This is a genomic window from Rickettsia gravesii BWI-1 (genome assembly GCF_000485845.1).
Classification (GTDB): domain Bacteria; phylum Pseudomonadota; class Alphaproteobacteria; order Rickettsiales; family Rickettsiaceae; genus Rickettsia; species Rickettsia rickettsii.
This window is the reverse complement of the sequence record NZ_AWXL01000021.1, coordinates 69,789-75,968: the sequence shown is the minus strand read 5'-3', so window position 1 is coordinate 75,968 and position 6,180 is coordinate 69,789. Positions and strand designations below refer to the sequence as shown.

Genomic DNA, 6,180 nt, shown 5'->3' with positions numbered 1-6,180 from the left:
AAAAACACCGCCGTATTTTTTAGCAATTACACCAAAAAAATAAGAGCCTATGGGACGTGTAAATAAAGACGTAGCAAGAACACTATAGGTAAGTATTAAAGCAACGACTTGATCATGATTCGGAAAAAAAATACCAGCAAGTAGCGGAGCAAGAAACCCATAAAGTGCAGTATCGAAATGATCCATCGCATTACCGATTAGGATCGAAAAATCCCTTTTACTTAATGAATTATTCATATATTAATAATTTAAAATTTATAATGGATTATACTCGATGAACTTGGAACATTGGTAACAATGTCTTTGTAAGTCCTCGGATGCTGAATGTTTAATATACGCTCTGCTCCTCGGCTTACAGACCGATTACTCTTTCCCAAGTTGATCTTCGTATAACAGCTCTTCATTTTGTAGGAGTATATAAGTATGTAATCTTCCTTGTAAATATTTTTTTAAGAGATATGATTATAAAGTTATAGCTTACAGTAATTGTAATGAATGAATAATTTGAAACAAGGAAAGTTTATTACATTTGAGGGAGGGGAAGGGATAGGCAAATCTATTCAATCTCAAATGCTCTATGAATATTTACAATCTCAAAATACTCCCGTTGTTTTAACTCGTGAAGTCGGTGGTACTATTGTAGCCGAAAAAATGCGTGAAATTCTAGTACATGAAGAATTACTACCCATGTCCGAGCTATTACAAGCTATGGCAGCACGTTATGATCATATGGCACGGAAAATTATACCAGCTCTACAAGAGGGACATATTGTAATATGTGATAGGTTTATTGACTCAACTGCATGTTATCAAGGATTAGAGCTAGAAAACGGCATAGATTTAGTTTATAATCTGCACAAAACTTTAATGCCTTCTCTTATGCCGGATATTACGTTTTTTATTGACGTAGAGCCGGATACTGCTATTAATAGAGTCAATTCACGAAATATGAGCAATAAATTTGACATAAGAGGTATAGATTTTTATAAAAAAATCTATGATTGCTTTAAAGAATTAAGTAACAGATTTCCTGAGAGAATAAAAACAATTAAAGCTTTAGATTTAAGTCCATTTGAAGTACATGAGTTAATAAAAAAGCATTTATGAACAATACTTACTACATTACTACCCCTATATATTATGTTAACGATGTTCCCCATATCGGTCATGCTTATACTAGCGTTGCAAGTGACGTAATCGCTCGTTTCATGCGACTTCGAGGTTTCGATGTAATGTTTTTAACAGGTACTGACGAACATGGGCAGAAAGTAGCAAAAGCAGCTATTAATAAAAATATTGACCCACAAAAATTTACCGATCAAACATCCGAGAGTTTTCGTCATCTGATGACTGCTATGCATATTTCCAATAATGATTTTATCAGAACAACGGAACACAGGCATAAAGAAGCTGTAGCTGTTTTTTGGCAGAAATTACTAGATAACGGCACTATTTATGAAGGTTTTTATGAAGGGTGGTATGCAGTGCGAGATGAGGCTTTTTTTGATGAGTCGGAACTTACGAGTGACGGTTTAGCACCGACGGGTGCTCCAGTTGAATGGGTTAAAGAGCCTAGCTATTTCTTTAATCTTTCAAAATGGCAGGATAAATTGCTTGAGTTTTATGAAGCAAACCCTGATTTTATCAGACCTATATCAAGGCGTAACGAAGTAATTAGCTTTGTTAAATCGGGTTTAAAAGATTTATCGGTATCGCGTACTACTTTTAACTGGGGAATAAAAGTGCCAAATAATGAAAAACATGTAATGTATGTTTGGCTTGATGCACTGGCTAATTATATTTCAGCACTCGGTTATCCTGACGAACAAAGTAATTACGGTAAGTTTTGGCCGGCTGATTTACATGTAGTTGGTAAAGATATCTTGCGTTTTCATGCCGTCTATTGGCCTGCTTTCTTAATGGCTGCAGAAGTTCCGCTGCCGAAAACAATTATGGCTCATGGCTGGTGGACGAATGAGGGGCAGAAAATCTCTAAATCTCTTGGTAATATCATTGATCCGATTAAGTTAATTGCTGAATTCGGTGTTGATCAAGTGAGGTATTTTCTGATGCGTGAAGTAACTTTTGGTGCAGACGGCAATTTTGCTCGTAGTAATTTAATTACCCGTATTAATAACGAGTTGTCAAACAAAATAGGTAATTTATTACAGCGTACTACATCTTTTGTTTATAAGAATAATGACGCCAAAGTGCCTTTGCTTACGCAAGGTGTTATAGATAAAATATATGAGCTACCGATTTTAAAAACCGCAAGTAAATTTGTCGAGCAGAATATTTTATTGATGGACAAAACAGAGATTAATAAAATTCTTGAAAATATTATTAATTTGGCCGAAGAGGCAAATATATATATTGATAGCGAAGCACCCTGGAATTTGAAAAAAACCGATCCAGATAAAACGTTAGAAGTGTTATACGCTTTACTAGAAGTTTTACGCTATATTGCGATAATGCTTCTGCCTTTTATACCGAGTTCAGCAAATAAAATGCTTGATCAGTTAGGGGTAAATAAAGAAGAACGTCTATTTAAGCATTTAATACGTGATTATACTTTAACAGCGGGTAGCAATATTTTAGAACCTACCATAATATTTCCAAAATTTGAATAGTATGTCATACCGTGGCGAGACCGCAGTATGACACACCTACTAAGAGTATAATATGTTAATAGATTCACATTGTCATCTTAATTTACGTAGTAACTTGTCATCCCGCGACGTGATCACGGGATCTAGTGAGGGTATTAAAACAACTAATATTAGTTGTTTTCTAGATACCGTAGTCAAACCATGGTATGACGCAGTGCTTTTAGATTCTGTCATTCAAAGAGCATTAGAAAATAATGTGCAGTATATGCAAACTATCTGCACTAAAATTGAAGATTTACCTATTATTTTAGAGATAGCTGAAAAATATGAAAATGTTTTTGCAAGTGTTGGGGTGCATCCGTGTGAAGTGAATTCTTTTATCAGTCATTGCGAAGCACTGCAAGTGCTGTGGCAATCTCAGGAAGTTTGGACAAGATTGCTACGTCAAGACTACGTCTTGCCGAACTCAGATGCTGAGGCAATTATTATGCTAACCCAGCATCCGAAAATTATCGGAATCGGTGAAACGGGGCTTGATTATTATCATCAGCCTTACGATCAAAAATTACAAAAAGATTCGTTTGTAGCACATATACATGCGGCGTCTAGTACACGCCTGCCTGTTATTGTTCATACAAGAGAAGCAGACGAAGATACTATTGACATTTTAACCTCAGAAATGCGTAACAGCAAATTTCCAGGTTTAATACATTGCTTTACCTCTTCAAAAAATCTAGCAGCAAAAATGCTAGATATCGGTTTATATATTTCAATGTCAGGGATTATAACTTTCAAGAATGCTACTGATTTACAAGAAATAGTCAAATATATACCGCTTGATAGGTTATTAATAGAAACCGACACTCCTTACTTAGCTCCTACGCCTATGCGAGGCAAACAAAACGAACCGGCATTTGTTAGGTATGTTGCTGAAAAAGTTGCCGAACTCAAAAATATAACATCAAAAGAAGTAGCAAATGTTACTACTCATAACTTCAAAACATTATTTTCTAAATTTGAAAAATATATAAATAATACTTTATAAAAACATCAAGTTTGATAATTGAAAGTTGAAATTTTTAAAATAATATGTATATTTTATAGTATTTCAATTCTTAGTGTATTTGATATGGAATTTAATCGCAAAAATGCCATCATTGGTTTTTTAAAAGCACATGAAGATCAGAAATTTACCTCTTATGGCATAGCTGAATGGCTTGTAGAAAATCACATTGATGAAGCAAGACTCAAAGCAAATGCAAGTACAAATAAGAGATTGTTAGAAGCAAAGACTCAAGAAGAAAAAGATAAGGAAATTATAGGAATTGATGCAGGTGAAATTAGCAGTAGTAAGCTTTCTGCTGAACGAAGACAAGAACCTAATATTAGAATAGAGCTAAAACCTAAGCTAAAGTTTTATTATTCGCAAAACCCTAATTACTATGTTAATAATGAACAAGCCACAGAACCTAAAATAAATGCGAATAAAGAAGATAAAATAACCGCAGTGCAAGTATGTGATGCACTTGCATTATATCTTCAAAACAAATTGAAGATTCATAATATGTCTATTAAGCATAATTTTTCTTCAAATAAACAAGGAACTAAAGGTAATAATAAATGGTTACACCCAGATTGGGTAGGTATGGAAGTTCTTAACGAAAAGTGGAGTTCACTAATTAAAGATTGTGCTAAATATTATGCAGGAAAACAAGCAAGGCTTTGGTCTTTTGAAGCAAAAAAAATTATCAATCGTAGTAATTTACGAGAATCTTTTTTTCAGGCTTTATCAAATTCCTCATGGGCACATTATGGTTATTTAGTTGCTGCTGATTTAATTGAAAGTAGATAAAGTGATACTAGGCATGAACTTGAAGTGCTATGTACTAGACATGGTATAGGATTTATTTTAGTAGATATAGAAAATCCTGAAGATAGTAAAATATCAATTCCTGCTAGAGAAAGACCGGAAATAGATTGGAATATGGCTAATAGGTTAGCAGAAGAGAATAAAGATTTTGAAAATTATATAAATAATATTGATACATGCTATAAAAAACAGAAAGTAAATGAAAGTACTTGGTTTAATATTAATGACCACGTAAATAAAATTCCTAAGCAAAATAAGAAGAAAAAATAAACATATTTATATATAGACCATTATTATCACGCATTTATAAAAATTTAAGTCGTGAATCCTAAAATTAATGTACTGAGAAATTTTTAGTGTTAAACTAAATTTATATTAATTATTTTTAAATTTGTGGATAAATTATGATTAACTGTGATTTAAGTACTAATTATACATATTATATGTTAGATGGGCTTAGAGCACAAATTGCTCCAACGCATTTAGGTATAAAAATTCTAAAAGAAGCATATGAACATGAGTCATTAGAAGATAACGGTTTTGCAAGAATTATGCATGCTTATTTAACGCTTTGTGAACGCATGACTAGAAAATATGAAAAACCCGAATTTAATATCCTTGAAACAATTATTGATTATAGAACCTATAACATTAATGAAAAAGTTATACTAAAAAAGTCTTTTTATGAACTGAGGCATTTTCAGAAAATAGGTTTTAAAAAAGAATTACCTCAATGATTAATAGTAGCACCCATGGCGGGACATCACGCTACTTTACTTAGAACAACAGTACAAGAATTATTACCGTATACCGATATTTATATTACAGATTGGACGGAAGCCAGTTATGTGCCGCTTGAAGCAGGGTATTTTGATATGGATGATTATATTGATTACGTAATGGAGTTTATCAATTTTATAGGACCGAATGTTCACACTATGGCAGTTTGCCAACCTACTGTTCCACTGCTTGCCGCCGTTAGCTTAATGTTGGAGAGTAATAGTCCAAATGTGCCGAGTTCGATGATTTTGATGGCGGCCCTATAGATGCTAGAAAAAATCCCACGGCAGTTAATGAATTCGCTCAAAGTAAAAGTTTAGAATGGTTCTGCCAAATGGTTACAATGCAGGTGCCGCCAAACTATCCCGGACATGGTAAAAAAGTATATCCCGGCTTCTTCCAACTTGCCGGCTTTATGAGTTTAAACCTATTTCGTCATATAGATTCACATTTAGAATTATGGTAAAGTTTATTAAATTCTGACTATAAAAAAGCCGATCATACTATTAAATTTTATGATGAGTATTTAGCAGGTATGGATATGCCGGCAGAGTTTTACTTACAAACTATAGATGAAGTATTCCAACAATTTTCGTTAGCAAGAGGTAAATTAGTTTCTGAGAAGCATCCGATCGATTTAAAACATATTACTAAATGTGCTTTACTCGGTATTGAAGGGGAATGAGATGATATTGCAGTGGTAGGGCAAACAAAAGCTGCTTTAAAACTTTGTTCAAATATACCTGAATCAATGCAAAGATGCCATTTACAAAAAGGGGCAGGGCATTACGGGGTATTTAGCGGAAGTAAATTTAAACAGTTTATAGTGCCTATTATCAAAGATTTTATCTATGATTTTGATAAAACTAATTTCAAGCAATCTAAACTTAAGGCAGTATAAAAATAATCATTACGAGCGGG

At 33.3% G+C, this 6,180-nt stretch carries 5 protein-coding genes and 2 pseudogenes; 6 read left to right on the top strand and 1 reads right to left on the bottom strand.

What is annotated here, in order from left to right:
* Positions 1–237: pseudogene (locus tag RGRA_RS0106710) on the bottom strand (MFS transporter); the annotation flags it as partial.
* 258 nt (positions 238–495) lie between these two features.
* Here RGRA_RS0106710 and tmk point away from each other — a divergent pair.
* The 6 genes and pseudogenes from tmk (at position 496) to phaZ (ending at position 6,160) form a co-directional block, all read left to right on the top strand.
* Entirely contained in the window at positions 496–1,107 is a 612-nt protein-coding gene (tmk, locus tag RGRA_RS0106705; RefSeq protein WP_017442526.1) for a dTMP kinase, read from the top strand.
* Positions 1,104–2,630, top strand: a complete 1,527-nt coding sequence (gene metG / locus RGRA_RS0106700) for a methionine--tRNA ligase (protein ID WP_017442525.1) — start codon at positions 1,104–1,106, stop codon at positions 2,628–2,630. Before tmk ends, metG begins: the two co-directional genes overlap by 4 nt.
* Positions 2,631–2,682: 52 nt before the next feature.
* Positions 2,683–3,654 (top strand): TatD family hydrolase, encoded by a 972-nt coding sequence (locus RGRA_RS0106695; protein WP_017442524.1) that lies wholly within the window; start codon positions 2,683–2,685, stop codon positions 3,652–3,654.
* Between the two features lie 84 nt (positions 3,655–3,738).
* Complete coding sequence (locus RGRA_RS12830; protein WP_024547383.1) at positions 3,739–4,461, top strand: hypothetical protein; 723 nt, start codon at positions 3,739–3,741, stop codon at positions 4,459–4,461.
* Positions 4,462–4,485: 24 nt separating this feature from the next.
* The gene (locus tag RGRA_RS09785; protein ID WP_017442523.1) at positions 4,486–4,749 is read left to right on the top strand and encodes a hypothetical protein; all 264 of its coding nucleotides are present in this window, start codon (positions 4,486–4,488) and stop codon (positions 4,747–4,749) included.
* A gap of 134 nt (positions 4,750–4,883) precedes the next feature.
* Positions 4,884–6,160: pseudogene (gene phaZ, locus RGRA_RS09365) on the top strand (polyhydroxyalkanoate depolymerase).
* Positions 6,161–6,180 lie beyond the last annotated feature (20 nt).